This window comes from Xenorhabdus sp. SGI246 (assembly GCF_040838225.1).
GTDB lineage: Bacteria > Pseudomonadota > Gammaproteobacteria > Enterobacterales > Enterobacteriaceae > Xenorhabdus > Xenorhabdus indica.
In genome coordinates this window covers 1-1,204 of the sequence record NZ_JBFPEZ010000126.1, presented here as the reverse complement: position 1 = coordinate 1,204, position 1,204 = coordinate 1, and the positions used below count along the sequence as shown (strand labels likewise).

The following is a 1,204-nucleotide window of genomic DNA, read 5'->3' as shown; positions in this document are numbered from 1 at the left end:
GCAATGCTGGCACTGCCAGCACTGTATGATATTTATACAGCAATAAAAACAGAAGCGTCATACGACCTGATTTGGCCGAAACATCATCGGGAAGAAAGCCTGCTTATCGTAAAAAGGCGATTTTTTAGTCAGTGCTGGCACTGCCAGCAGCGTGCGTTTTTTAATCAATAACATCGCGGTGATATTTTGCCAGCGTCAGCTTTTGACGGATGTCTTTCACTATGTTGCGGACATGGGCTTGTGAGGAAGGTGAAGCGGAACGCTCAACATGTTGGGTGAATTCAACCAGCTTCTTCGCAGCGGCAGGCGCGGTAACAGCGGTTTCAGGTTGTCCATATAATTTTCCCTCCCGTGCCCGTTTCATCATTGCCAGCAACCAGCCGACCGGATTGCCGATTTTCCCGGCCTGTAACGCCTTATCCAGACAATTCAGCACGGTCTGTGCCTGTTCAGCAGGCAGCGCCTGCAACTGGCTGTTCAGCATCGTCACCGCTTCCGGCTCCAGTTGTCGGCAAAGTCCTTCTGGCAGAAAAAGAGCAGACTGCGGGTCTGCTACGTATGTTTTTTTATTCACACCCTGTGTGAAAGAACGTACATAACGGTTCGGTTTAACGGGATCACTATAACGCGTTGATTTAAGACTGAGTTCGGATGCCGAATTCAGCACAGTGTGTTCTTTTTGCTGACTCAGTTCGGTTTCCGAACCCGGTTTTATATGACTGAGTTCGGTTAGCTGTTTTCCTTGTTGAAAGTTCTGGCGCATCACCCTTTGCTGCGGGGTTTGCACGGCATTCAACCGTTCTTCCAGCAAACGGATATGGCTGTGACGATGGCGCATCAGCGGGTCGTCTTTGATGTCGGTCAGGACGTCCCAGGCGGTCTGACTGATGGTGCGGTTTTTACTGCGACAGGCTTCCGCCACCGTATCCAGCCAGTGGGGATCGAGAATTTCGGCATCACGACAAGTCAGCGGCTCATCGTGCTGCGCATAGATATTGCCCCGCACCCGTCCGTGTTCATCCCGGATACGCTTGCACAAACTCAGCCAGCCGGTGATTCGCAGCATCAGTAATACCCGGCTGACAGTTTCACGCGACGCTTTGCCTTTATAGGGGGATGCCAGCAACACCTGCAATTCGTCATAACTGGGGAAAACCGCCCCTTCATTTTGCTGCGCGTACAGGCGGATCATCATCCAGCCCGT

The 1,204-nt window shown here is 51.8% G+C and carries 1 protein-coding gene; it reads right to left on the bottom strand.

Features of this window, described 5'->3' with window-relative positions:
• Positions 1 to 160: 160 nt before the first annotated feature.
• Positions 161 to 1,204, bottom strand: a 1,044-nt coding sequence (locus tag ABLA85_RS18245; protein ID WP_367965745.1) for an STY4528 family pathogenicity island replication protein, incomplete at its 5' end; no start/stop codon positions are given.